We start from the raw sequence: 23,903 nt of genomic DNA, 5'->3' as shown, positions 1-23,903 counted from the left end.
CCGGCCGCCAGCCGGCGCAAAGACCGCCGCCGGCCATTTGCTGTCCGCTCATATCTCCTTTGCTCCACAGCCCCTCGTTCACCACTGGCCTTTTCGCTGCCATTCACTTATTGAACGCCGAACCGAACCCCATCCATCAACGAACAGAAAGCAGCAGGCTTCCTCTATGAGTGGCTTCAAGGAACCGGGTTTTGCCGACCGCCAGAAAGCGGCCCTGCAGGCGCGGCAAAACCTCCTCAACAAGTTTCGCACCCAGCCGGGCGCTGACGATCCGACCGTGAAGGCACGGGCCGAGGAGCGCGCGGCTATCGCCGAACGCCGCGCCAAGGCCAGGGAAGCCCGTGAAATCGAGAAGGCCGAACGGAAGCGCCGCGAGGAAGAGGCCGCCGCAGCCGAGGCCGCCCGCATTGCGCGGGAGAAGGAAGAGGAAACCGCACGACTGGCTGCGCTCGAGGCCGAGCAGAAGGCCAAGCGCGACGCCCGCTACGCGGCGCGCAAGGAGCGCGGCAAGAAGAAGCGCTGAGGCGCAACCAGGCCCGCCACGGCGGCGGGCCTGTGAAGGATGAGCGGTGGCGGCGGTCAGTTCTTCTTCATGCCGTCGTCTTTCTTCATCATCGCGCCGCCATCCTTCTTCATGGCGTCGTCCTTCTTCATCATGCCATCGTCCTTCTTCATGGCATCCTTGGACATCGTGCCTTCCTTCTTCATCGCATCGTCCTTGCCCATCTTGTCCTGAGCGAAGGCGGCGGGCGCAAGCGCGAGGCTGAACGAGAGCAGCGCGGCGGAAAGGCCGAGGCGGGTCTTGGTGGTCATGATGATGATCCCTTGTGTGGTCGAATGTGAGCGCGACGACTTGCCGCTCTCTCCTCGACGCACTTGCGCCGCCGGTTGTTACCTTCAATAACAAATTCTTGAAGCATCCCGGCGCGTACGCCCATCGCTCATCGCGCGAGGATCGGGCGGCGGCGCAGTGTGCGCCGCAGCAACGGCAAGACTTGCGACCGCCTGCCGGCCCGCACTAACAGGGCGCCTCGAACTATCAGACTAGAGAAGTTTCACGCGAAGACCGGCTAAGCTAAAGCTCCGCGCCGGTCTAACAGCCACTCAAGAAGCTCTTCAGGGGAACAACCATGCTCACACGTCGCCACGTCCTCGCTTCCGCCCTCGCCGCACCCGCCGTCCTGCGGATGGGTGTCGGGACCGCGCATGCCGCGACCACGCTGAAGATCTCGCACCAGTTCCCCGGCGGCACCATCGACAAGGGCGATTTCCGCGACAGGCTGTGCCGGATGTTCGCGGCCGAGGTCGCCAAGCGCTCGGGCGGCGACCTCACTGCCGAGGTCTATCCGAACTCCTCGCTGATCAAGACCAACGCGCAGTTCTCGGCGATGCGCAAGGGCGCGCTCGATCTCAGCCTCTATCCGATGCCCTATGCCGGCGGCGAATTGCCGGAAACCAATATCGGCCTGATGCCGGGCTTGGTCACGACCTACGACCAGGGCCTGCGCTGGAAGAAGGAGCCCGTCGGCAAGGCGCTGAGCGACTTCCTTGCCGACAAGGGCATTCTGCTGATCTCCTGGGTCTGGCAGGCCGGCGGCGTCGCGAGCCGCTCCAAGGCGATCGTGGCGCCCGAAGACGCCAAGGGCCTCAAGGTGCGCGGCGGCTCGCGCGAGATGGACATGGTGCTGCAGACCGCCGGCGCCGCCGTGCTATCGGTGCCCTCAAACGAGATCTACGCCGCGATGCAGACCGGCGCCTGCGATGCCGGCATCACCTCCTCCACCAGCCTGATCTCGTTCCGCCTCGAGGAAGTTGCGAAGTCGCTGACCTCGGGCGCCGGCGCCTCCTACTGGTTCATGCTGGAGCCGTTGATGATGTCGAAGGCGATCTTCGACAAGCTGCCGAAGAACCAGCAGGACATCATCCTCGCTGTCGGCGCCGAGCTCGAGGCGTTCGGCCGCAAGGGGGCGCAGGACGACGATACCGAAGTCACCAAGGTCTATGAAAAGGCAGGCGCCAAGGTCAGCGCGCTCGACGCCGCCATTGTCGGCAAGTGGCGCGACATCGCGCGCGATACCGCCTGGAAGGACTATGGTGCCAAGACGACGACTGCCGCCAACCTGCTGAAGCTCGCAAGCGACGTCGCCGCATGATGCATGGTCCGGTCGCGGATCAAGCCGAAACCGCAAGCACGGCCACCGGCAATGCACCCGTGGCTCTGCTCGGGCGGGCGCTGTCCGTCTGCAACAACATCATCGTGGTGTTCGCCGCGCTGGCCTTGATCGCGGCCTGCGTGATCCTGAGCTACAGCGTGCTCGGCCGCGCTTTGTTCCACAGCCCGAACTACTGGCAGGACGAGGCCGCCGTATTCCTGCTGGTCGGCGCCACCTTCATGACCTCGGCCTATGTGCAGAGCCAGCGCGGCCATGTCAGCATCGAGGCGTTCGTCGGCCTGCTCTCGGCCCGCGCCAACGGCATCAGGCTGTGGCTGGTCGATGTCGCAAGCTTCGCGTTTTGCACCTTCTTCGCTTGGAAGTCCTGGACCCTGGCGCACGAAGCCTATGTCGACGGCCAGGTGTCCAACTCGATGTGGTCGCCGCCGCTCGCCATCCCCTACGGGCTGATGGCGCTCGGCATGACGCTGCTCTGCGTGCAGCTCCTTCTGCAAATCCTCATTCCGCTGACCGGTGGCGCGCGCCGATGACCGTGTTTGGTATTGGCATCTCCTACGGGCTTGCCACCCTGTTTGCGATGTTCTCCGGCATGCCGATCGCGTTCGCGCTCGGTGCGGTCGCCGTCGCCTTCATGGCGATCTACATGCCGGCGGCCTCGCTCGATACGGTGACCCAGAACGTCTACGAGGAGATGGCCTCGATCACGCTGCTGTCGATCCCGCTGTTCATCCTGAAGGGCGCGGCGATCGGCAAATCGCGCGCCGGCCAGGATCTCTACTCGGCGCTGCATGCCTGGCTGCACCGCGTGCCCGGCGGCCTCGGCGTCGCCAACGTGTTCGCCTGCGCGTTGTTCGCGGCGATGGCCGGTTCCTCGCCCGCGACCTGCTCGGCGATCGGTTCGGCCGGCATCCCCGAGATGCGCAAGCGCGGCTATTCCGGCGGCTTTGCCGCGGGGATCATCGCCGCCGGCGGCACGCTCGGCATCCTGCTGCCGCCCTCGATCACAATGATCCTGTTTGCCGTCGCCGCCGAGAAATCGCTCGGACGGCTGTTTCTGGCCGGCATCGGCCCCGGACTGCTGCTGGTGTCGTTGTTCGGCCTCTACGCCGTGTTCCGGTTCCGCAAGGAATACGCCATGGCCCGCGCCGTCTACGACGCGACCGGCAAGGATGCCGCGATCCTGCAGCGCGACGAGTTCACCATGGCCGAACGCTTCAGCGCGCTGCCGCGCGTGATCCCGTTCGTGCTGCTGCTAACGGGCGTGATGATCGCGCTCTATGGCGGCTACGCGACGCCGTCGGAAACTGCCGGCCTCGGCGGCCTCCTGGCGCTCGGACTGATCGCCGTGATCTACAGCGTGTGGAAACCCAGCGATCTGTCGCCGATCCTGAAATCCACCATTCGTGAATCGACCATGCTGATGCTGATCATCGGCATGTCGCTGCTCTATTCCTATGTGATGAGCTATTTGCACATCTCGCAATCGGCGGCGGAGGCGATCGTCGCGATGCACCTGCCGCGCTGGGAGCTCTTGTTTGCGATCCTCGTGATGGTGATCGTGCTCGGCTTCTTCCTGCCGCCGGTCTCGATCATCCTGATGACCGCGCCGATCATCCTGCCGCCGCTCCGCGCCGCCGAGTTCGACATCATCTGGTTCGGCGTCGTCATGACCATCGTGATGGAGATGGGCCTGATCCACCCGCCGGTAGGGCTCAACATCTTCGTCATCCGCAACGTCGCGCCCGACATCCCCCTGAGCGAGGTGATCTGGGGCACGCTGCCCTTCGTGCTGCTGATGATGTTCGCGGTGCTGATGCTGTGCTTCTTCCCGGAGATCTCGACCTGGCTGCCCAATCTGGTGATGGGGCCGGACGGCGGGCGCTAAGCCGTTTTCGGACGAACAAGGCACCGGTCGCCTGAAGCAAACGCGTCAAACCGGAGCTTCAGGCCGCCTCCTGCTCCCTCGCAGCCAAGGCCTTCTCGATCCGGCGGACCATCAGCGCCGTTGGACGTCCCTCGCGCTGCAGCCGGCGGAGCTCATTCCAGAGCCTGATGATTTCGCGGTCTCGCTCGGCGTCCATGGCATTCTCCCGGAATGCCCAATATGAACGAAACAGGAACAAAACTCAAGACCGCAAGATGCGGTCGCTGGCGCGGGAACCAGGACGACGCAGCGCAATTGGGTCCTTCATGAAAATGGCCAAGGCAATTCGCAAGCAGGCGCAGACCGCGGAACGGGTCGCATCGGCGACCGCGGACGCAATCGTCGCCGATCAGATGCGCTCCCTGGCCCGCGCCTTCAGGAGCCAGGCCGAGATACTGAAGAAGAAAGAGAAGCAAAAGAAGAAGCAATCTCGCCCCGGCTAGGGATAGCCGTCGCCCGGAGTATCGACCTCGACGACGTCGATCCGCGACACCGATTTGCCCTTCCGCAGCTCTTCGTAGGACGTCTCCGCGCTTAGGCAGAACAGCGTGCTGCGGTCCGCGCCGCCGAGTGCACAGGCGAGCGCGCGGCGGCCGGGCACCGCGATGCGCGCGCGCTCCACACCATTGCGATCGATCCGGACAAACGCGTCTTCGGTGAAGGACGCGACCCAGACTGCGCCCTCGCCGTCGAGGCAGATGCCGTCGGGATCATTGACGCGACCGAACCGCCCGCGAAGGCTCAGGCCGCCGTCCGGCGCGATGTCGTAGTCGGCGAGACCGGCACCATCCATCTCAGCGACGACGAGCCGGCGATGGTCGGAGGAGACGGCAATACCGTTGGGAAAGCGCAAGCCGTCGGCGACGACGCGGGCGCTGCCGTCGGGCATCACCAGGATGATGCGGCCGACGGCGCCGCGGCCCTCCGGCGGCGGCAGATTGAAGCCGAGATCGCCGACGTAAGCGCGGCCTTGCCCGTCGACGATCATGTCGTCGATCGTACCGGTCGCGATCCCGGAGAGATCGGCATACAGCGACAGCGCGCCGCCGGAAAACCGCAGCAGCCGCTTCCTGAACATCGTCAGCACGACGATGTCGCCATCAGGCAGCACGCCAAGACCGCACGGCGTGTCGTCGCTCACCGCAGCATACTCCTGACGTTCGCCTGACGGGCTGATGCTGAGCAGCATCCGCGCCATGCAGTCGACGAACCAGAGGCGCCCGCGATGCCAGCGCGGGCCCTCGAAATAGCGCCCGCCATCCAGGATGGTTCTGAGACGAGCCGTCATGACGCACCGGCCTGAAAGAACAGCTCTGACATGAGAAAGCGCCGCGCCGCACGTCTGATGAGAATATATCCCCGCTGGGACCGGTCAAACCGGAGTCTTGGGCCCTTCAAAAACGTCCTCAAAAACCCGGTTCCCGCGGGTTCCGCACGTCATATTCCATATTTCGCCGTGTTTTCCCTGTTGAGTTGCAGCTGCATTAAGACTCGAGAATCGAGGGTGGTGGTAATCTGCGGCCGATGTGCCGCGTACGACGCGTTCCGTTTGTGCCTGATCGTTTCAGGGGGGCCAGGGAATGAACCATTGCCTACGTCCGCTGGCGTGCCTCGCCACGGTGGCCGTGCTCGCGCTGCTTCCGCTTGAGGCGGGCGCCAAACCGCATCATCAGCACCAGGCCAAGAGTGGCCACGGGGACAAGAAGGCGCACGGCGCCAAGGCGACGCGCGAGAGCGCCGCCGGCAAGCGGCGCCATGCTAGGCATGGCGCCGACAAGCGTAACTCAGCGAAGGCCAAATCCGCTTCGTCCAAGTCCACCGAGGCCTCGAAGGCGCCCGAGCCGGAGAAACCCGCCGGGCCGCAATTGTCGGGCGATCTCGCCGCGGTCAGGGACGCGATCGTCGCGGCGCGCCGCGGCAAGACCAGCGACGCGACCGATATCCAGGCAAAGATCACCGACCCCGTCGGGCGGAAGCTCGTCGAGTGGTATCTGCTGCGCCACTCCGAGTCGAATGCACCGTTCAGCCGCTATGCGGCATTCGTCACGGCGAATCCGGACTGGCCAAGCGTCACGCTGTTGCGCAAGCGGGCTGAAGCGCGGATCTGGCAGGAGCGCAGTGATCCAGCCACGGTGCACGGCTTCACCCTCGACCAGCCGATCAGCGCCAAGGGCAAGTTCGCGCTCGCTCGCACGCTGCTCGCCGAAGGCGATCGCGACGGCGCCACGCGGCTGGTACGCGAGGCCTGGCGCTCGGAAGACCTATCCGACCGCACCGAGAGCGACGCCTATGACGCATTCAAGGACCTGCTGGCGCGCGACGATCATCGCGCGCGCATGGACAAGCGGATCGGCGCCAAGGATCTCGCCGGCGCGAGGCGCGCAGCACAGCACCTCGGCAGCGACGAGCTGGCCATTGTGAAGGCTTGCGGCGCGGTCCGCGGACAATCCAACAAGGCCGAGGACACGCTCAACGACGTGCCGGCGGACGCCCGTAGCGACCTCGGCTACACCCTCTGCCGCATCCAGTGGCTGCTCGCGAAGAACAGGATCGACGATGCGGCGCGCGTGACGATTGCCGCGGCGCCCGAGACGATGGCGCAGCAGGACACCGACCAGTGGTGGCGCGAGCGCCGCATCCTCTCCCGCAAGCTGCTCGACCAGGGTGAGCACCAGGCGGCCTATGACGTCATCCGCGCCGCGGCGCCGCCGGACAACCCCTATTACCGCTCCGACATGCACTTCATGCGCGGCTGGATCGCGCTGCGCTATCTCGACGATGCCAGGACCGCGGCAGCGCATTTCGCACGGATCGACGAGGGCCAGACCAACCCGACCGTGCTGGCACGCGCCGCCTATTGGCGCGGCCGTGCCGCCGAGGCGCTCGGCAACAGTGTGGCGATGCGGGCCGACTACCAGGCCGCGGCGCGCTACCCGACGGCCTATTATGGTCAGCTCGCGCTGGCCAGGCTCGGCCGCGACGGCGTCGAGTTGCGCGCGCCCTCGCCGGCGGCCAGCGCCGGCAGCATGGCGGCCGACGAGCGCGTGCGTGCCGCCGACATGCTCTACGCGATCGGCGAGCCCGATATCGTGCTTTATTTCGCCGCCGACCTTGCCGAGGAAAGCGCAGATGTCGGGATGCTCGAGGCGCTCGGCGAGCTCACCGGCCGCCATAACGATGCCCGCGCCATGCTGCAGATCGGCAAGATTGCACTGGCGCGCGGCTTTGCCTTCGACCATTACGCCTTCCCGGTCATCGGCATTCCCAAGCACACCCCGATCGCCCCCGATATCGGGCGCAGCATGACCTACTCGATCGCGCGCACCGAAAGCGCGTTCGATCAACGCGACAAGTCGGCGGCCAATGCCGTCGGCCTGATGCAGGTGACGCCCGAAGCCGGCCGCGACACCGCCAAGCGTTTCGGCGTCAGCTACGACTGGAGCCGGATGGTCTCCGATCCGGTCTACAACGCCCAGATGGGCGCCGCCGAACTGAGTGCGCTGCTGGCGGAATATCGCGGCTGCCACATCATGACCTTTGCCGGCTACAACGCCGGCCGCGGCCGCGTCCGCGACTGGATCAAGGCCTATGGCGACCCGCGTGATCCCAAGGTCGATCCGGTCGACTGGGTAGAGCGGATTCCGATCTCGGAGACGCGCAACTACGTCCAGCGCGTGATGGAGAATTTCGCGGTCTATCAGGCACGGTTCGAGGACACAGGCACGGCGATGGCGGCAAAGAGCGGCGAGCGCGTCGTGACGCAGGAGAGCAACGCGGCGCCGGCGCAGACAATGCCGTCGCAATAATGCTGCGTCGTCCCGGCGAAGGCCGGGACCCATACGCCGTGGCCGACGTAAGGGGCAATCGGCTCGACGATTTGCGAACAAGCCACAGCGGTGGCTATGGGTCCCGGCCTTCGCCGGGACGACGTGGAGGGACCCCCCTCAATCCACCTTCACATTAGCGGCCTTGATCATCGGCCACCATTTTGCAATCTCCGCCTTCTGCCAGGCGCCGAGTGCGTCCGGCTTGAGCTGGTCCTTTGGCGGCATCTGCAAGCCGAGATTTTCGAGCTGCTTCTTCACGGCAGGATCGTTCATCGCCTGGATCGCCGCGACGTTGAGCTTGTCCACGATCTCCTTCGGCGTGCCCTTCGGCACCCAGAGGCCGGACCACAGCGTCATGTGGAAGCCCGGCAGGCCGGCCTCGTCGACCGTCGGGACCTCAGGCGCGTTCGCGACCCGCTTGGAATCGGTGACCGCGTAGGCGCGGATGTTGCCGGCGCGGACCTGGTTGATCGAGTTCGACGTCTGGTCGACGATGATATCGATCTGACCGGCGACGAGGTCGTTCAGCGCCGGCCCGGTGCCGCGATAGGGCACGTATTGCAGCTTGATGCCGGAGACGTTCTCGAAATAGAGCCCGGCGATATGGCTGCCGCTGCCGGCGCCGGCGGTGCCCGCGGTCGGCGGCGCCGGCCGCGACTTCAGCCACTCCAACAGCTCCTTCAGCGACTTCGCCGGCACGGCGTTCTTGCTGACGATGATCATCGGATTGCTCGGCAGCAGCACCACCGGCTCGAGATCATCGACGAGGTCGTAGCCGAGTTTGTAGATCGCGCCGTTCGCGACATGGGTGCCGAGATGGCCGAACGAGACGGTGTAGCCGTCCGGCGCCGCGCGCACTGCACGGCCGACACCGAGCGAGCCGCCCGCTCCGGTCACGTTCTCGATCAGAACCACCTCGCCGAGCGACCGCTTTCATGCGCTCGGCGAGGATGCGCGCCATCGCATCCGACGGACCGCCGGCGGCGAACGGCACGACGATGGTGATCGGGTGCGCGGGCCAGGTTTCCGCCGAAACGCTCCCGGTGAACGACAACATCGCCAGCACGGCCAGAACCAGCTTCCGCATCACGCGCTCCCCTCAATCTTCCTTGTCGTATCATTTTTGAAGGGCCATCTTTCGACAAGATGGCCCTTCGGATGAGGCGTCAGAACTGCGAGAAGTCGATCGGCTTGTGCCGGTCGAGCGCGCGGGTCACCGGCGGCAGCGGGTATTTCAGGCCGCTGGCGCAATTGAACAGCATCACGCGGTCTGCGTTGGTGACGCGGCCGTCGGCAAGGCTCTGCTTGTAGGCGGCATAGGTCGCTGCCCCCTCGGGGCACAGCAGCAGTCCCTCCTCGCGCGCGACCTCGTTGAGGGCGGCGGTGATCTTGTCGTCGTCGACCGCGATCGCAAATCCCTTGCTCTCGCGCACCGCGCGCAGGATGAGAAAGTCGCCAATCGCCTGCGGCACGCGGATGCCGGAGGCGATGGTGTGAGCGTCCTCCCAGCGCGCCGCATGTTCGGTGCCGGCCTCATAGGCGCGCACCATCGGCGCGCAGCCGGAGGCCTGCACCGCGACCATCCGCGGGCGTTTCGAACCGATGAAACCGATCTTCTCGAGCTCGTCGAACGCCTTCCACATGCCGATCAGGCCGGTGCCGCCACCGGTCGGATAGAAGATCACATCGGGCACGTCCCAGCCGAGCTGCTCGGCGAGCTCGAGGCCCATCGTCTTCTTGCCCTCGATCCGGTACGGCTCCTTCAGGGTCGATGTATCGAACCAGCCGACTTTTGCTTTTCCCTCGCCGACGATCTTGCCGCAGTCGTCGATATAGCCGTTGACGCGATAGACGGTGGCGCCCTGCAGCTCGATCTCGCTGACATTCACCTCCGGCGTATCCGCCGGACAGAAGATCGTGGTCTTGATCCCACAGGAGGTCGCGTAGGCCGCGAGCGCCGCGCCGGCGTTGCCGTTGGTCGGCATCGCCATGTGCTTGATGCCGAGCGCCTTGCCCATCGAGACCGCCATGACGAGGCCGCGCGCCTTGAACGAGCCGGTCGGCAGCCGCCCCTCGTCCTTGACGATGATCTCGCCACCGCCAAGCCGTGCGGAAAGCTTCGGCAGCCGGATCAGCGGCGTCGTGACTTCGCCGAGACTGACGATGTCCTTGCATTTGCGCACCGGCAACAGCTCGCGGTAGCGCCACAGGTCGGCGGGGCGCTCGGCCAGCGCGTCCTTGGTCAGCGCCTTCTTCACCCCGGCGAGATCGTAGCGCACCAGCAGCGGCTTGCCGGCCTTGGAGAGGTTGTGCACCTGATCCGCCGCATAATGATCGCCCTCCATCGCGCATTCGAGGTGGGTCACGAAGGTCGGGCGTTCGATGGTGAGGTTGTCGTTGTCGTGCACGGGTTCTGATCCTTCTTGTTCTTAGGTCCACTGATATCAGACCCGTCACCCTGAGGTGGCCGCGTCTTAGCGGCCCTCGAAGGGCGACGAGCCCTGCTGCATGATCTCGGCCGTGCATCCTTCGAGGCTCGCGTCCCGCGAGCACCTCAGGATGACGGGACTTCTACCTGCGACGTCTCCAAACGTCAGATATTCAGCACGCGCCCGTAGGCGTCGAGTACCGCTTCCTTCATCATTTCCGACAAAGTCGGATGCGGGAACACGGTGTGCATCAATTCCTCCTCCGTGGTCTCCAGATTCATCGCCACGACATAGCCCTGGATCAGCTCGGTGACCTCGGCGCCGATCATGTGCGCGCCGAGCAGCTGGCCGGTCTTCTTGTCGAACACCACCTTGACGAGGCCCTGGTCCTCGCCGAGCGCGATCGCCTTGCCGTTACCGACGAACGGGAAGCGGCCGACGCGGACCTCGCGACCGTCTTCCTTGGCCTTGGCTTCGGTGAGGCCGACGGAGGCGACCTGCGGGTTTGCAGTAGGTGCAGCCCGGGATCAGCAGCTTGTCCATCGGGTGCGGATGCAGGCCCTTGATCGCCTCGATGCAGATCACGCCCTCATGCTCGGCCTTGTGCGCAAGCATCGGCGGTCCCGCGACGTCGCCGATCGCGTAGATGCCGGGGACGTTGGTCTTGCCGAGACCGTCGATCACGATGCAGCCGCGGTCGGTTTTGACGCCGAGCTTCTCCAGCCCGAGATTCTCGATGTTGCCGACCACGCCGACCGCCGAGATCACGCGCTCGAACTCCTTGGCCTGCGGCTGGCCCTTGCCGTCGTCGATGGTCGCGACCACGCTGTCGGCCTTCTTCTCAAGCTTCGTGACCTTGGTCGAGGACATGATCTTGATGCCCATCTTCTCGAACCGCTTGCGCGCCAGCCCCGCGATCTCGGCGTCCTCGACGGGCAGGATCTGCGGCAGCACCTCGACCACGGTGACGTCAGAGCCCATGGTGTGGAAGAACGAGGCGAACTCGATGCCGATCGCGCCGGAGCCGACCACCAGCAGCGATTTCGGCATCCGCTCCGGCACCATCGCCTCGAAATAGGTCCAGATCAGCTTCTTGTCGGGCTCGAGCCCGGGCAGTACGCGCGGCCGCGCGCCGGTCGCGACGATGATGTGCTTGGCCTGATAGGTGCCTTCGCCGCTGGCACCTTTCGGCGCCTCGACCGCCGATTTCTTCACCGTGATCTTGCCGGGCGCATCGATCGTGGCATCGCCCCAGATCACCGTGACCTTGTTCTTCTTCATCAGGAAGCCGACGCCGTCGTTGAGGCGCTTCGAGACCCCGCGCGAGCGCTGCACCACCGCCTTCGGATCGAACGAGACGTTGTCGGCCGACAACCCGTAATCCTTGGCGTGCTGCATGTAGTGATAGATCTCGGCGGAGCGCAGCAGCGCTTTGGTCGGGATGCAGCCCCAGTTCAGGCAGATGCCGCCGAGATAGGATTTCTCCACGATCGCGGTCTTGAATCCGAGCTGCGCGGCGCGGATCGCGGTCACGTAGCCGCCGGGGCCGGAGCCGATGATGATGACGTCAAAGGATGTATCGGCCATGGCGGCTCCCGTTCAACTCAATTTGTGACGCCGCGCGCGCGGCTTCTTGCGATCAACGACCTGACCAGCCATTCGAGCCCGATCGCCACGGCCATGATGGCCAGGGCCGTCAGCACGATCGGCTGGGCGATATTCCGCGCCAGCCGTTCGCCGGCGAAGAACGCGGAGTGCAGAAAATCGAACCCGACCGGATTGCACACCAGTGCGGCCGACAGCAGCAGCGAGATCCAGGGCCAGCGCGTGCGAGCCGTGCCGGCCATCTATCCGTACTCCTGCCATACCGCACCGAGGAATATCGACCACGCCAGCGCCAGCACGACGGCGGCGATCATCATGATCCTGAACTGGATCGTCGAAATCAGGTCGCGGTTGACCGCGACGAGCAACGCGACGGCAACGGCGGCGAGCAGGACGTACGGACCGTAGATCGCGTACATGGCTGATGCCCGTCACACCATCATCATCACGGGGTTTTCGATCAGCTGCTTGAAAGCGCCGATCAGCTCGGCGCCGAGCGCGCCGTCGATCGCGCGGTGATCGCACGACAGGGTCACGCTCATCATGTGCGCGATCTCGATCTTGCCGCCGCGCACCACCGGACGTTCCTCCGAGGTGCCGACCGCGAGGATCGAGGCGTGCGGCGGGTTGATCACGGCGGTGAAGTGGTTGATGCCGTACATGCCGAGGTTCGACACCGCGGTGGTGCCGCCCTGGTATTCTTCCGGCTTCAGCTTGCGGGCACGGGCGCGCGCGGCAAAATCCTTCATCTCGTTGGAGATGGTCGAGAGCGTCTTGGTCTCGGCCTTGCGGATGATCGGCGTGATCAGGCCGCCCGGCATCGCCACCGCGACGCCGACGTCGGAATGCTTGTGCTTGAGCATGCCGCCCTCGGTCCAGCTGACGTTGCAGTTCGGGATCTTCTGCAGCGCGACCGCCATCGCCTTGATGACGAAGTCGTTGACCGAGATCTTGTAGAGCGGCTTCTTCTCCTTGTCCTTCGGCGCAGCCGCGTTGATCTCCTCGCGCGCGGCGAGCAGCTTGCCGATGTCGCAGTCGATTGTGAGATAGAAGTGCGGGACGTTCTGCACCGAGGCGGTGAGACGTTGCGCGATGGTGCGGCGCATGCCGTCATGCGGCACGACTTCGTAGGAGCCCGGCTCGAACAGCGCCAGGATCTGCTTGTCGGACATTGACGGCGCGATGCTCGGCCCAGCGGCCGCGGGCGCAGCTGCCGGCGCCTTCAGTCCCTTGCCGGACTTGGCGTCGTCGACGTCGCGCGCGATGACGCGGCCGTGCGGGCCGGTGCCGGTGATGCGGCCGAGATCGATACCGGCTTCCTTCGCGAGACGCCGTGCCAACGGCGAGGAGAACACGCGGGCGTGGCCATTGGCCTGCGCGGCCGGTGCAGCAGCCTGCGGCGCAGCGGCGGGCGCTGCGGCCGGCTGCGGCGCGGGCGCAGCCGCCGGTGCGGGAGCCGCGGCAGGCGCGGCCTGGGCGGCAGGCTTCGGGGCCTCGGCGGGCTTGGCGGCCGGGGCAGCACCCGCTCCGGCGCTGGCTGCCGCCTTCACGTCCTCGCCGTCACCGGCCATGACGGCGATGACGTCGTTGACCGGCACGTCCTGGGTGCCTTCGGGCACCAGGATCCTGGCGATCGTGCCTTCGTCGACCGCCTCGACTTCCATCGTCGCCTTGTCGGTCTCGATCTCCGCGATCACGTCGCCGGACTTGACCTTGTCGCCCTCTTTCTTGAGCCACTTGGCGAGGTTGCCCTTTTCCATCGTCGGCGACAGCGCGGGCATGAGAATATTGATCGGCATTGTCAGTGACCTTGTTGCGACCGCGGTTTGGTTTGGCCCATGTCGGTCGGCCGGGCGATTTCGGCTTCGAACATCTCGACGATGCGCGCGAGCGCCTCGTCTTCGGTGTATTCGCTCTCGCGCGAATAGGCGCGCGCAGCGTGGCGGGCGATGTCCACGAGCATCAGCCCCCACATGTCCGGCTCTTCGAAGGCGCGCTGGAACGCGATCGACAGGCCGCCGTCGACGACGAAGGCGCGCAGCACCTCGACGGCGTCCTCGCGGCCCATCACGTCAGGCGGCAGCGGCTGCTCCTTCGGACCGGCCATCGGCGTTACCGGTACGACACGGCCTTGGCGGCCGCGACCACCTCGGCGACGGAGGGCAGAGCGAGCTTTTCGAGGTTCGCGGCATAGGGCATCGGCACGTCCTTGCCCGAGACGCGCGCGACCGGCGCATCGAGATAGTCGAAGGCATGCTCCATGATGCGCGCGGCGACCTCGGAGCCGACGCCGCTCTGCTGCCAGCCCTCCTCTACCGTGACCGCACGGCCGGTCTTCTTCACCGAATTGATGATCGTCTCGGTGTCCATCGGACGGATGGTTCGAAGATCGATCACCTCGGCCTCGATGCCTTCCTTGGCGAGTTCATCGGCGGCCTTCAGCGCATAGGACATGCCCATCGCCCAGGAGACGATGGTGACGTCCTTGCCGGCGCGCGCGATCCGCGCCTTGCCGATCGGCACCACGAAATCGGGCAGCTTCGGCACCTCGCCGGTGTGGCCGTACAGCATCTCGTTCTCGAGGAAGACCACCGGATTGGGATCGCGGATCGCGGCCTTGAGCAGGCCCTTGTAGTCGGCGGCCGAGTACGGCGCGATCACCTTGAGGCCCGGGATCTGCGAGTACCAGGCGGCGTAGTCCTGGCTGTGCTGGGCGGCGACGCGCGCGGCGGCGCCGTTCGGGCCGCGGAACACGATCGAGCATCCCATCTGGCCGCCGGACATATACAGCGTCTTGGCGGCGGAGTTGATGATCTGGTCGATCGCCTGCATCGCGAAATTCCAGGTCATGAACTCGACGATCGGCTTCAGCCCGGCCATCGCTGCGCCGACGCCGACGCCGGCAAAGCCGTGCTCGGTGATCGGCGTGTCGATCACGCGCCGGGCGCCGAATTCCTGCAACAGGCCCTGCGTCACCTTGTAGGCACCCTGATACTCGGCGACCTCTTCGCCCATGATGAAGACGTCGCCGTCGCGCCGCATCTCCTCGGCCATCGCATCGCGCAGCGCCTCGCGAATGGTCTGGGTGACCATCTCGGTACCCGCCGGAATTTCCGGATCGGGCAGTGCTTCGCTGACCGGCGCGGCGGGCGCCTTCGGCGCAGGCTGCGGCGCTTCCGCCTTGGCTTCCGCAGCGGGAGCCTCCGCGGCCTTCGGCTGCGGCGCCGGTGCGGCAGGCGCCTTGGCGAGGTCGGCGGCGCTTTCGCCGTCGGCCAGGATGGTGGCGATCGGCGTGTTCACCGCAACGTCGGCGGTGCCTTCCGGAATCAGGATCTTGCCGAGCGTGCCCTCGTCCGTCGCCTCGACCTCCATCGTCGCCTTGTCGGTCTCGATCTCGGCGATGACGTCACCGGACTTGATGGTCTCGCCTTCCTTTTTCAGCCATTTGGCGAGGTTGCCCTTCTCCATGGTGGGCGACAGCGCAGGCATCAGCACTTGAATGGGCATATCAGCTCCCGAAATCGGTCTTGAGATTCTTCTGCGCGGGTTGGGTCAGCGGTAGATGTCGGTGTAGAGCTCGGATGGATCGGGCTCCGGATCGTGCTGCGCGAAGTCAGCGGCTGCGTTGACGATCTCGCGCACCTCGGCGTCGATCGCCTTCAAATCCTGCTCGCTCACGCCTGCCGCCAGCAAGCGGTTGCGCACCTGCTCGATCGGGTCCTGGTCGTGGCGAACCTTCTCGACCTCCTCGCGAGTGCGGTACTTCGCTGGATCGGACATCGAATGGCCGCGGTAACGGTAGGTCTGCATCTCGAGAATGATCGGACCGTTGCCGCCGCGGCACCATGCCGTGGCCTCATCGGCGGCGGCCTTCACAGCGCGCACATCCATGCCGTCGACCTGCTTGCCGGGAATGTTGAAGGAGACGCCGCGCTTGGAGAAGTCCTGTTGCGCCGAGGCGCGCGACACCGCGGTGCCCATCGCATAGCGATTGTTCTCGATGACGTAGATCACCGGCAGCTTCCACAACTCCGCCATGTTGAAGCTTTCGTAGACCTGGCCCTGGTTGGCCGCGCCGTCGCCGAAATAGGTCACGCTGACGTTATCGTTGCCGCGATAGCGGTTGGCGAACGCAAGGCCGGTGCCCAGCGACACCTGCGCGCCCACGATTCCGTGACCGCCGTAGAAATGCTTCTCCTTGCTGAACATGTGCATGGAGCCGCCCTTGCCGCGGGAGTAGCCGCCGCGGCGTCCGGTCAACTCAGCCATCACGCCCTTGGCTTCCATGTCGCACGCAAGCATGTGGCCGTGGTCGCGGTAGCCGGTTATGACCTCGTCACCCTGCTTCAATGCCATCTGCATGCCGACCACGACGGCTTCCTGGCCGATATAGAGATGGCAGAAGCCGCCGATCGCACCCATGCCGTAGAGCTGACCGGCCTTCTCCTCGAAGCGTCGGATCAGGAGCATATCCCGCAGAGCCTTGAGCTCCTGCTCCCTGGAGAATTCAGGCGGAGAGCCAGCCTTCTCCTGCCCTGATTCCTTTGCGACGGTTTTCTTGGGTGCGGCCATGGCAATTCCGGGTGAGAGAAGTCGAAGAACCCTCTCTAACCCAACTCAAATCGCCTTGGAAGGATTGCGTTCGCCTGATGGAATTTTGCTATGCCGCACTGCAGCGCGGCGCGACATTTTTGTGATGCTGATCGATCAATTTTGAAATTTGAAGAACGGGCGCGAGTTAATTTCGGACAAGCGCTGTCCAAAAATCACTGCCGGTGTCAATTCGCCTTGTTGACCCGAACGAGATCGCGCGGATTGGCGTAGTCGAGCTGGAAGCGCGCGCGCTCGTCCAGCATGTCGGGATCGACCCGGTCCGACCGCAACAGCGACACGCGCTGCTCGCCTTCGGCCCGTTCCTTCTTCAGCCGCGCCAGTTCCGAGGTCAGCGCGATGATTTCCTGGTCGAGCTCTTGCCGCGCGTTCAGGCCGTATTTGCCGGTGTAGGCGTTGACGCCGAAATACCCGACCATCAGCGCCGCCAGCGTGTAGAGGGCGAGCCCGGTCAGAATCGATTTGAGGCGTGTGCGGGAAACCATGGCCGCGAAGATGCGGCCATGCGGTTAACGGAGTGCTAAACCAGAGCGTTTTCGAGCGAAGCCTGTCCCGGACTTGATCCGGGATGGATAGCGGTTCGCGCGCAGAAAACCGGACAAAACAACAAGCCTCGAGCCCCGCTCCGATTCAATCGGAACGGGGCGCCGGGTCAGCCGTTCTGCTTCGCGACGAAGGCTGCGAAGGCGTCGAGGTACTGCTGCAACACCGTCTTGAGCGCTTCCTTGGTCAGTTCGCCCTTCTCGTCGAAGGCATCGCCGACGCCATTGAGATAGGTTTCCGGCTGACCGAGGATCGGGCCGGAAATGCCCGGCAGGATGTTCTGCAGGTGCTTCGCCGCGCTGACCCCGCCGAGCGGGCCCGGCGAGTTGGAGACGATTCCGACCGGCTTGCCGATGAATGAACTCTTGCCATAGGGCCGCGAGGCGACGTCGATCGCGTTCTTCAGCACGCCCGGGATCGAGCGGTTGTATTCGGGCGTCACGAACAGCACGCCGTTCGACTTCTGTAGCTTCTCGCGAAAGGCCAGCCAGTCCGCCGGCGGCGCCGCCTCGAGGTCCTGGTTGAAGAAGGAAATGCCCTCGAGGGTCGTCACATCGAGATTCAGCGAGGCCGGCGCGAGCTTGGCCAGCGCATTGGCGATCTTGAGCGAGAAGCTCTGCTTGCGGATACTGCCGACGATCGTGACGATGTTATAGGCCATTGCAAAATTCCCCTCGGGTTACGCGTAAGACTGGTGCACTTCACCTACCGGCACGCCAAGAACGATGCAAGTGCATGGATCGTCCAATTCCGGAAACGCAGTGTTCGCGAAATTTGCCTGAACATCGGGCTTCACCCAACCAGGAGGTCCCGAAGCGACGGCCCGGACCATGCGCAGCAAATTGTCGACATCTTCGTCCGAGCATACTGCCATGGATTCCTACATCACCCGCCGACGTCGAGAGGCCAAACAATGCCAGAGCGCAAGATCCGGGTCGCGATCCTGTTCGGTGGCCGCTCCGCCGAACACGACGTTTCGCGGGCATCAGCCGCCAACGTACTTCGCTCACTCGACCCGGATCGCTATGACCCGACCGCGATCGGCATCACCCGCGATGGCCGCTGGATCGTCACCGACGCGGGAAACGGCGCCGGCACCGGGAGCGGCGCGCTGACCATTCCGGACCAGGGACCGCAACTCGCTTTGCTGCCGGGCGGACAGGGCCGCGTCGTGGTGCTTCGAGGACCGGCGGAATTGCCGGCGTTCGATGTCGTCTTCCCGGTCCTGCATGGCCCGAACGGCGAGGATGGCACGGTGCAGGGCGCGCTGGAATTGTCGGATGTCGCCTATGTCGGCTCGCGCGTGATGGGCTCGGCGGCCGGCATGGACAAGGACATCGCCAAGCGCCTGATGCGCGAAGCGGGCTTGCCGATCGTCCCCTTTGTCGCGATGTCGAGCGCGGCTCCCATCCGCTATCACGACGCGGTCAGCGCCCTCGGATCGCAGGAGGTCTTCGTCAAGCCCGCCAACATGGGATCATCGGTCGGCGTGTCGAGGGCGCGCACCGCGGAGGAGTTCGAGGCCGGCTGCAGATTGGCGTTCCGTTTCGACACCAAAATCCTGATCGAGCGCGGTGTCGCGCCGATCCGGGAGGTCGAGTGCTCCGTGCTCGAGGATGCCGAGGGCCGCGTCCGTGCCTCCCAGCTCGGCGAGATCGTTCCGTCCGACAAGCACGGCTTCTATTCCTACGACGCGAAGTATCTCGATGCGGATGGCGCGCTGCTGCAGGTGCCGGCCAACGTGCCGGCTGCCGTCGCCGAAACCATCAGGGAGCTCGCCATCAAGACATTCCGCGTGCTCGGCTGCGAGGGCATGGCGCGGATCGACTTCTTCCTGCACGGCGAGCAGGCCTTCGTGAACGAGGCGAACACCCTGCCCGGCTTCACCAACATCAGCATGTATCCGCGGCTGTGGGAGGCCAGCGGCCTGCCGCAATCCGAGCTGATGGATGTCCTGATCGGCCACGCCCTGGAGCGTCACAAACGCTCCGGGAAGCTGGCATTCGAGCGCGAGTAGACGCGGTTGGTTACGCGCCCTTGTTCGGGTTGATCAGGAATTTCTCGCCGGTCGCGCGCTTGCCGTAGACCGCGATGTTGTCGAGCTGCAGGGTCTCCTGCAGCGACACCACCTTGGTGTAGTGACTGGCGAAAGTCGTCTTCAACTCGGCCACCACGCGCTGGCGCAGCTTGTTGCCGGCCTCCGGACCGATCTTCATCAGGAACGGGAACAGCAGCCAGCCGCCGATGCCCCAGGCCATGCCGAAGCCGCGCGGCAGCTCGATCTCGCGGGTATCGAGGCTGCCATAGACATAGACCTGCTTGTGCACGTTCGAGCCGTAGCGGCTGTAGACCTTGGCAGTCTTGTTGATCGCGGTCTCCATCGCGACCAGGATCTGGCCCGCGAGCTTGCCGCCGCCGATCGCATCGAAGGCGATGGTCGCGCCGGTCTCGACCAGCGCGCCGGTGAGCTTGTCCATGAAATCGGGCGCGCTGGAATCGACGACATGCTTGGCGCCGATCTTGTGCAGGATGTCGGCCTGCTCCTTGTTGCGCACGATGTTGACGAGGCCGATGCCGTCCTTGAGGCAGATCCTGTTCAGCATCTGGCCGAGGTTCGACGCCGCCGCCGTGTGCACCAGCGCCTTGTGCCCCTCGCGCCGCATCGTCTCGGTCATGCCGAGCGCGGTCAGCGGATTGACGAAGCAGGACGCGCCTTCCGCCGGCGTGGTGCCGTCGGGCAGCGGCAGGCATTCATTGACCCGCAGCGTGCGGTATTGCGCATACATCGCGCCGCCGATCATCGCGACGGTGCGGCCCATCAGGGCTTTCGCCGCGTCCGACGAGCCGGTCCTGATCACGACACCGGCACCTTCATTGCCGACCGGCATCGACTCGTCGAGCCGCGCGGCGAGGCCAGGCAACGCCGCTTCCGGCACGCGAGCGGTCACCACAGGCAATTCTTTGCTGCCGGAGACCTTTGCCGCCGCCATGTTGGCCGGGCCGATCAGGAGCCCGAGGTCAGATGGGTTGATCGGGGTCGCCTCGACCCGGACCACGACCTCGTCGGGACCGGGCTCGGGGGTCGGGACATTGACCAGCGACAATTCCAGTTCGCCATCCTTCTTGAGCAGCGAACGCAGCTGCAGACCGCTCTTGCCGTCACTCATCCCGACCTCCCTTTTTTGCGTCTTGTTCAGTCCCGATCAGTTGGGGCGCTAGGCCAGCGCCTTCAAGGCCGCCCTGCCTGCGTATTTCGCCTGCGTGCCGAGCTGCTGCTCGATGCGCAGCAGCTGGTTGTACTTGGCGGTGCGGTCGGAGCGCGCCAGCGAGCCGGTCTTGATCTGCCCGCAATTGGTGGCGACCGCGAGGTCGGCAATCGTGGAGTCCTCGGTCTCGCCGGAGCGATGCGACATCACGGCGGTGTAGCCGGCCTTGTAGGCCATCTCGATCGCCGCAAGCGTCTCGGTCAGCGTGCCGATCTGGTTGACCTTGACCAGGATCGAATTGCCTCGACCGTTCTTGATGCCGTCGGCAAGCCGCGTGACGTTGGTGACGAACAAATCGTCGCCGACCAGCTGGCACTTCTTGCCGATCGCGTCCGTCAGCTCCTTCCAGCCGTCCATGTCGTCTTCCGACATGCCGTCCTCGATGGTGACGATCGGATAGCGGGCGACGAGATCGGCGAGATACTTCACCTGCTCCGAACGCGAGCGGGTCTTGTTCTCGCCGCCATAGACGTAGGCGCCTTCCTTGAAGAATTCGGTGGAGGCGCAGTCGAGGCCGAGCACGACGTCGTCGCCCGCTTTGTAGCCGGCCTTGCCGATCGCGTTCATGACGAACTCAAGCGCGGCGTCGGCCGACGGCAGGTTCGGTGCGAAGCCGCCCTCGTCGCCGACATTGGTGTTGTGGCCGGCCTTCTTCAGCTCGCCGCGCAGCGTGTGGAAGATTTCCGAACCGCAACGCAGCGCCTCGGCGAACGACGTGGCGCCGACCGGCAGGATCATGAATTCCTGGAAGTCGATCGGGTTGTCGGCATGCACGCCGCCATTGATGATGTTCATCATCGGCACCGGCAGCGTCCGCGCCGAGGTGCCGCCGACGTAACGATACAGCGGCATGTCGAAGGATTCGGCCGCGGCCTTGGCGCAGGCCAGCGACACGCCGAGGATGGCGTTGGCCCCGAGCCGGCTCTTGTTCGGCGTGCCGTCGAGCTCGATCATGATCTGGTCGATCGCGACCTGCTCCTCGACGGCCTGGTCGCTGAGCGCCTCGAAGATCTCGCCATTGACGGCGGCAACCGCCTTTTCCACGCCCTTGCCGAGATAGCGCGACTTGTCGCCGTCGCGCAGTTCCACTGCCTCATGGGCGCCGGTGGAGGCGCCCGACGGCACCGCCGCGCGGCCGATTGACCCATCCTCCAGCACCACATCGACCTCGACCGTAGGGTTGCCGCGGCTATCCAGGATTTCGCGGCCGATGATGTCGACGATGTCAGTCATGAGTACCTCTTGTGGCAGTGAGGGGGTCGGATGGCGGTGCTTCTAGCGCAATGCATCGAGGGGGAAAAGGCCGGGTGACGGACGCCCGATCATAGGCTAGGAGACCCCCCGGAGACCCCGAATGGCGAAGAAATCCAGCAAATCAACGACCTCCCCCGGCCTGCAACTCGGCCGTGCGGTGGAATGGCCCGACGCGCCGGAAAAGGCGCGGCTCGACCGCGTGCCCAATCCGCAGGCTGGCACCGATTATCTGGTACGCTTCACGGTGCCGGAATTCACCTCGATCTGCCCGGTGACGGGCCAACCGGATTTCGCGCATCTGGTGATCGACTACGTGCCGGGCCGCTGGCTCTTGGAATCCAAATCGCTGAAGCTGTTCGCCGCCAGCTTCCGCAACCACGGCGCATTCCATGAGGATTGCACGGTCATGATCGGCCGGCGGATATCAGACGAGATCAAGCCGAAATGGCTGCGCATCGGCGGCTACTGGTATCCGCGCGGCGGCATTCCAATCGACGTGTTCTTCCAGACCGGCCGGCTGCCGAAAGGCCTCTGGGTTCCCGATCAGGGCGTCGCGACTTATCGCGGGCGGGGTTAAGCCGAGCACCCACAAATTCGCCACGTCCGCTTATTTTCGGAAGACGACTTGGAGGCCGACGTGAATTCATGTGCAGCCGCAAGCCTCTCGGCGATCGACAGCGACATTGTTGAGCAATCAACAGGAACTGAGCCGCCACTGCCGGATTAGCCTAGGTCAATTTGCGTCCCACGCAAATCACAGCCGGGCTTGCACATTCAATGACACGCTCGGCTGTTCTGGTCGTCGAAGACGATTTTCTGATCCGCATGCAGGCCGCCGACATGGTCGAGGAAGCTGGGTTCCACGCCATTGAAGCTGGGAACGCCGACGACGCGATAACGATTCTTGAAGCGCGTGACGACATCCGGGTGATTTTCACCGATATCCAGATGCCCGGCTCGATCGACGGCTTGAGGCTTGCGCATGTCGTTCGCCATCGTTGGCCGCCGATTGCGATCATTGCCACGTCAGCCACTGACGTAACCCTCGACGACCTCCCGGCCGGCGGTCATTTCATTCCCAAGCCGTACAGCCTCGCCGACGTCGGGATGCACCTCCGGCAGGTTACGGCTGACCAATAGTTGGCGATTGCGCACCGGCGTCACCTGGACGCCAATTGGTCGCCTCGGTCCGGCATGAGATCCAATGCGCGAGAGATCAGGATGTAGGGTCTTTCATGACGCGGCTCCGTTGTCGAACATGTTGCGAAAGCCTCGCGGCAGCCGCGCCTCGCCTTCAGGCATATTGCAACGAGGACATGGCGCCCCGGCCCCGCAACACGTGCAGGCGTCGGGGCCTGTCCATGGCTGATCCTCGTGAGTCTTACAGACCCAGCGCGTGTCATCACAAAGGATGCAATGACCGATCATGACAGCTCGGCGGACGTGCGGAACAATCGCCAGCCCAAATAGCTAAAAGTGCCCGACCATTGATGCACCAATCTGGCGCAATGAACGCAGTGAAACTTTCCACTGCGATCGTTGCGATCCTGTGAGGCCTCATATGTGGCACCACAGCTTTCGCAGGAAAAATACACGGAAATATGAGGCAAACTGATCATTGGCGGCGCTGTTCCCTGAGTGGGGCGAAAGCGCAACGGCGTTCTCATCACCGATAGAAGCCACGAGCCGGGCGGCGATACGGGAAGCATACGCCGATCCTGCTGGCGGCGATAGGGCCACGATCAAACACGATACGGTGGACATCCGGTCTGAGCACCGACGGATGTTCCTTTCGAGGCCAACACTACCGTTGAAGCCGCTTTGCGGCGACATTCGATGTCACGGTATCCGCACCTGGCATTTCAAACACTGAAAGCAGCAGACCTCCGGATCAATGCAAGCGAAGCCGGCTGGCACATGGTCAGCGCGCGTACCGCTATCGCCTCTCACATAAGCATAGCCATCCGCCTGAGACAGAATAGCTACGTCGATGCTCCCGCAGCGCGGGCACTCCAAGTCTACGGTCCATCTATCACGCGCGACCATGGGTCAATATTGCCTCGTTGGGGCGACGGTTATCAGGCTTCGGTGTCGAGCTTTGCCATGATCACGTTAACGGTGGGGCGGCCGACCGGGCGCTGCCGGTTCACCGCGACTTGAGAATTCTGGGCTGCATACGCGAGATCAGACTGAGCGTCAGAATACGGGAGGCACGTCGAGATCATACATTGGTCATGAGCCCTGCAATCGCTCCAGGAGCTCTTTTGCCC

Annotated in this window: 23 protein-coding genes and 2 pseudogenes; 9 read left to right on the top strand and 16 right to left on the bottom strand. The window is 64.7% G+C overall.

Annotated features, from left to right (window positions below; all coding sequences use genetic code 11):
- Positions 1-166 precede the first annotated feature (166 nt).
- Positions 167-523, top strand: a complete 357-nt coding sequence (locus tag ACVWW1_RS09630) for a DUF6481 family protein (protein WP_173642888.1) — start codon at positions 167-169, stop codon at positions 521-523.
- A 56-nt stretch (positions 524-579) separates the two neighbouring features.
- Here the strand turns inward: ACVWW1_RS09630 and ACVWW1_RS09625 are convergent, their stop codons facing one another.
- A complete protein-coding gene (locus tag ACVWW1_RS09625) occupies positions 580-813 on the bottom strand; it encodes a pentapeptide MXKDX repeat protein (RefSeq protein ID WP_092114537.1) in 234 nt (77 codons plus the stop codon).
- Between the two features lie 317 nt (positions 814-1,130).
- Between ACVWW1_RS09625 and ACVWW1_RS09620 the strand changes: the two genes are divergently transcribed.
- The 3 genes from ACVWW1_RS09620 to ACVWW1_RS09610 are packed head-to-tail and all read left to right on the top strand — an operon-like array spanning position 1,131 to position 4,059.
- Entirely contained in the window at positions 1,131-2,153 is a 1,023-nt protein-coding gene (locus tag ACVWW1_RS09620; RefSeq protein ID WP_176531108.1) for a TRAP transporter substrate-binding protein, read from the top strand.
- A complete protein-coding gene (locus tag ACVWW1_RS09615; RefSeq protein ID WP_456656644.1) occupies positions 2,153-2,704 on the top strand; it encodes a TRAP transporter small permease in 552 nt (183 codons plus the stop codon). The genes ACVWW1_RS09620 and ACVWW1_RS09615 overlap by 1 nt, the downstream gene beginning before the upstream one ends.
- The gene (locus ACVWW1_RS09610; RefSeq protein WP_456655611.1) at positions 2,701-4,059 is read left to right on the top strand and encodes a TRAP transporter large permease; all 1,359 of its coding nucleotides are present in this window, start codon (positions 2,701-2,703) and stop codon (positions 4,057-4,059) included. The genes ACVWW1_RS09615 and ACVWW1_RS09610 overlap by 4 nt, the downstream gene beginning before the upstream one ends.
- A gap of 58 nt (positions 4,060-4,117) precedes the next feature.
- On the opposite strand, the gene ACVWW1_RS09605 is transcribed toward ACVWW1_RS09610, so the two are convergent.
- Positions 4,118-4,255 (bottom strand): hypothetical protein, encoded by a 138-nt coding sequence (locus tag ACVWW1_RS09605; protein WP_456655610.1) that lies wholly within the window; start codon positions 4,253-4,255, stop codon positions 4,118-4,120.
- Positions 4,256-4,313: 58 nt separating this feature from the next.
- On the opposite strand from ACVWW1_RS09605, the gene ACVWW1_RS09600 reads away from it, so the two are divergent.
- Positions 4,314-4,541 (top strand): hypothetical protein, encoded by a 228-nt coding sequence (locus tag ACVWW1_RS09600; RefSeq protein ID WP_456655609.1) that lies wholly within the window; start codon positions 4,314-4,316, stop codon positions 4,539-4,541.
- On the opposite strand, the gene ACVWW1_RS09595 is transcribed toward ACVWW1_RS09600, so the two are convergent.
- Positions 4,538-5,386, bottom strand: a complete 849-nt coding sequence (locus tag ACVWW1_RS09595; protein ID WP_456655608.1) for an SMP-30/gluconolactonase/LRE family protein — start codon at positions 5,384-5,386, stop codon at positions 4,538-4,540. The genes ACVWW1_RS09600 and ACVWW1_RS09595 overlap by 4 nt on opposite strands.
- Before the next feature lie 292 nt (positions 5,387-5,678).
- Here ACVWW1_RS09595 and ACVWW1_RS09590 point away from each other — a divergent pair, with 292 nt between their 5' ends.
- Positions 5,679-7,904 (top strand): lytic transglycosylase domain-containing protein, encoded by a 2,226-nt coding sequence (locus ACVWW1_RS09590; RefSeq protein WP_456655607.1) that lies wholly within the window; start codon positions 5,679-5,681, stop codon positions 7,902-7,904.
- 138 nt (positions 7,905-8,042) lie between these two features.
- Here ACVWW1_RS09590 and ACVWW1_RS09585 read toward each other — a convergent pair.
- From ACVWW1_RS09585 to ACVWW1_RS09535, 11 genes and pseudogenes are all read right to left on the bottom strand, one after another.
- Positions 8,043-9,012, bottom strand: a pseudogene (locus ACVWW1_RS09585) (tripartite tricarboxylate transporter substrate binding protein BugD).
- Positions 9,013-9,091: 79 nt separating this feature from the next.
- Complete coding sequence (locus ACVWW1_RS09580) at positions 9,092-10,333, bottom strand: threonine synthase (protein WP_456655606.1); 1,242 nt, start codon at positions 10,331-10,333, stop codon at positions 9,092-9,094.
- Between the two features lie 185 nt (positions 10,334-10,518).
- A pseudogene (lpdA, locus tag ACVWW1_RS09575) lies at positions 10,519-11,941 on the bottom strand (dihydrolipoyl dehydrogenase).
- Between the two features lie 17 nt (positions 11,942-11,958).
- Positions 11,959-12,201 (bottom strand): hypothetical protein, encoded by a 243-nt coding sequence (locus ACVWW1_RS09570; RefSeq protein ID WP_456655605.1) that lies wholly within the window; start codon positions 12,199-12,201, stop codon positions 11,959-11,961.
- Entirely contained in the window at positions 12,202-12,378 is a 177-nt protein-coding gene (locus ACVWW1_RS09565; RefSeq protein ID WP_456655604.1) for a hypothetical protein, read from the bottom strand.
- Between the two features lie 12 nt (positions 12,379-12,390).
- Positions 12,391-13,758 (bottom strand): pyruvate dehydrogenase complex dihydrolipoamide acetyltransferase, encoded by a 1,368-nt coding sequence (locus ACVWW1_RS09560; RefSeq protein ID WP_456655603.1) that lies wholly within the window; start codon positions 13,756-13,758, stop codon positions 12,391-12,393.
- Positions 13,759-13,760: 2 nt separating this feature from the next.
- Positions 13,761-14,066: a DUF5076 domain-containing protein gene (locus tag ACVWW1_RS09555; RefSeq protein WP_207829689.1), complete on the bottom strand. Its 306-nt coding sequence runs from the start codon at positions 14,064-14,066 to the stop codon at positions 13,761-13,763.
- 5 nt (positions 14,067-14,071) lie between these two features.
- Positions 14,072-15,466, bottom strand: a complete 1,395-nt coding sequence (locus tag ACVWW1_RS09550) for a pyruvate dehydrogenase complex E1 component subunit beta (RefSeq protein ID WP_456655602.1) — start codon at positions 15,464-15,466, stop codon at positions 14,072-14,074.
- A gap of 45 nt (positions 15,467-15,511) precedes the next feature.
- The gene (pdhA, locus tag ACVWW1_RS09545) at positions 15,512-16,531 is read right to left on the bottom strand and encodes a pyruvate dehydrogenase (acetyl-transferring) E1 component subunit alpha (RefSeq protein WP_456655601.1); all 1,020 of its coding nucleotides are present in this window, start codon (positions 16,529-16,531) and stop codon (positions 15,512-15,514) included.
- A gap of 206 nt (positions 16,532-16,737) precedes the next feature.
- Positions 16,738-17,055, bottom strand: coding sequence for an FtsB family cell division protein (locus tag ACVWW1_RS09540; protein WP_176531094.1), 318 nt, complete (start codon positions 17,053-17,055; stop codon positions 16,738-16,740).
- 167 nt (positions 17,056-17,222) lie between these two features.
- The gene (locus tag ACVWW1_RS09535; protein ID WP_456655600.1) at positions 17,223-17,774 is read right to left on the bottom strand and encodes an NADPH-dependent FMN reductase; all 552 of its coding nucleotides are present in this window, start codon (positions 17,772-17,774) and stop codon (positions 17,223-17,225) included.
- A 252-nt stretch (positions 17,775-18,026) separates the two neighbouring features.
- Here ACVWW1_RS09535 and ACVWW1_RS09530 point away from each other — a divergent pair, with 252 nt between their 5' ends.
- Positions 18,027-19,130: a D-alanine--D-alanine ligase family protein gene (locus ACVWW1_RS09530; RefSeq protein ID WP_456655599.1), complete on the top strand. Its 1,104-nt coding sequence runs from the start codon at positions 18,027-18,029 to the stop codon at positions 19,128-19,130.
- 10 nt (positions 19,131-19,140) lie between these two features.
- Here the strand turns inward: ACVWW1_RS09530 and ACVWW1_RS09525 are convergent, their stop codons facing one another.
- Positions 19,141-20,280 carry a zinc-binding dehydrogenase gene (locus tag ACVWW1_RS09525; protein WP_207829694.1) on the bottom strand — a complete coding sequence of 380 codons (1,140 nt, stop codon included), beginning with the start codon at positions 20,278-20,280 and terminating at the stop codon, positions 19,141-19,143.
- Positions 20,281-20,328: 48 nt separating this feature from the next.
- The gene (gene eno / locus ACVWW1_RS09520; protein WP_176531090.1) at positions 20,329-21,612 is read right to left on the bottom strand and encodes a phosphopyruvate hydratase; all 1,284 of its coding nucleotides are present in this window, start codon (positions 21,610-21,612) and stop codon (positions 20,329-20,331) included.
- 121 nt (positions 21,613-21,733) lie between these two features.
- Between eno and queF the strand changes: the two genes are divergently transcribed.
- Positions 21,734-22,210 (top strand): preQ(1) synthase, encoded by a 477-nt coding sequence (gene queF, locus ACVWW1_RS09515; RefSeq protein WP_097676339.1) that lies wholly within the window; start codon positions 21,734-21,736, stop codon positions 22,208-22,210.
- 200 nt (positions 22,211-22,410) lie between these two features.
- Entirely contained in the window at positions 22,411-22,773 is a 363-nt protein-coding gene (locus ACVWW1_RS09510; RefSeq protein WP_207829696.1) for a response regulator, read from the top strand.
- The last annotated feature ends 1,130 nt before the right edge of the window (positions 22,774-23,903 follow it).

It is taken from the genome of Bradyrhizobium sp. JR3.5 (genome assembly GCF_054057015.1).
Note: the sequence above shows the minus strand (reverse complement) of the source record. Positions and strands in the feature narration are given on the sequence as shown.